Below are 1,830 nucleotides of genomic sequence, written 5' to 3'. Positions count from 1 at the left end.
AGGGCGTGTCCGGAGCAAAAGCGACAGCCTCCTGAAGTGCAGAGACATCGGCGTAGGTAGCTACCACGTCACCATCCTGCATGGGCAGCCATTCGATTTCTGCCTTTTTATCCAGACACTCTTCCAGCGTATGAATAAAGTCCGTCAGGGCTACCGGTGTATGATTGCCGATATTGTGTATCTGAAAAGGCGCGGCACTGGATGCCGGATCCGCAGGCCAGCTGGCCTGCGGTCCGGGTATTTTCGGAACAAGACGGGTAACACCTTCTATGATGTCGTCTATATAAGTAAAATCCCGCTGCATTTTTCCATGATTAAATACCGGAATTTTTTCACCGGCAAGGATTTTGCGGGTGAAGCTGAAATACGCCATGTCCGGCCTTCCCCAGGGACCATAAACGGTAAAAAAACGCAGCCCCGTACAGGGAATGCCATACAAGTGCGCATAACTATGAGCCATCAACTCCCCTGCCCGCTTGGTGGCCGCATAGAGGCTGACTGGATGATCCACTGGATCGTGAACGCTGTAAGGGAGTTGACTATTGGCTCCATACACAGAGCTGGAAGACGCAAAAAGCAGATGCCCGACTTTTTGTGCCCGACATCCCTCAAGGATGTGCAAGAAACCGGTCACATTACTGTCCACATAACTGTGCGGAGCCTGCAATGAATAACGCACACCAGCCTGAGCGGCCAGATGAATCACCACATCAAAATGGGGTCCCGCAAAAAGCGTATCCATGGCGGAGCGATCTGCCAGATCGATTTTTTTAAACTGAAAAGCTGGATGACCTTCCAGTTGAGCGAGACGATCTTTTTTGAGGTTAGGATCATAATAGTCGTTAAGATTATCAATCCCCTGCACAATCCATCCATCGGCCAGCAAACGCCGCGCAAGGTGAAACCCAATGAATCCGGCAACGCCGGTGATGAGTACCCGCGTTTCCATTATTGGTCCCGTTCAGCCAGCCAGTCGATGTAACGCTCCACTCCCTGTTCTACGGAGAGAAAGGTTTTGCTATAACCTGCAGCGCGTAATTGGCGAATGTCAGCCTGTGTGAAACTTTGATATTTACCATGCAGTGCATCAGGCATGCTGATATAACGAATGGTTTGGGATTTTTGCAGGCTGGGTAAATCGTGAGTTTCCTCACCGGCCATACGCCGCATACTGTTGACCACAGTGACAGCCACATCATTGAAGCTTTGAGCCTGCCCCGTGCCCACGTTGTAAATACCGCTGTGTGGATGATCCAGAAAGTGCATATTGACGGACACTACGTCATCTACGTGAATAAAATCTCGACGTTGCTCGCCATCCGCATAACCGGCACTGCCTGCGAACAGATGCACATGCCCATCCAGCCGATATTGCCTGTAAAAATGCATGGCCACAGAAGCCATACGGCCCTTATGAAACTCCCGGGGGCCATAGACATTGAAGTAGCGAAATCCATGTACCGGGGCCTTCAACTCATTCCACATGCGCCGTAAATACTGATCAAACTGAAACTTGCTGAAACCATAAATATTCAGGGGAGATTCGGCTTCGCGTTTTTCCGTAAAACTCCCGGTCATACCGTAAACAGAAGCACTGGATGCATACAGAAAAGGAATATTGTGCCGTTGACACCAATGCAGTAACGCCTTGCTGAAAGCATAGTTGTTTTCCATGACATAACGCCCATCCGTGGCCATGGTATCGGAACAGGCGCCTTCATGGAAAACGGCTTCGACACCTTGCAGCTGATCATTCTGAATCAACTCCAGAAGACGCTCAGCTTCCATGTAGTCGGCAATTTCCAGATCGGTGAGGTTGAGAAACTTGTC

General features: G+C 50.1%; 2 protein-coding genes. Both read right to left on the bottom strand.

Translation table 11 applies throughout. The annotated features are described in order from the left end of the window. On the bottom strand, positions 1–949 hold a 949-nt coding region (locus AC2VLY_RS02765), incomplete at its 3' end, for an NAD-dependent epimerase/dehydratase family protein (RefSeq protein ID WP_486921729.1). Next, the coding region (gene rfaD, locus AC2VLY_RS02760) for an ADP-glyceromanno-heptose 6-epimerase (RefSeq protein WP_486921728.1) at positions 949–1,830 on the bottom strand (882 nt) is incomplete at its 5' end. The genes AC2VLY_RS02765 and rfaD, both read right to left, overlap by 1 nt.

This window comes from Acidithiobacillus sp. TH-A36, assembly GCF_057473445.1.
Note: the sequence above shows the minus strand (reverse complement) of the source record. Positions and strands in the feature narration are given on the sequence as shown.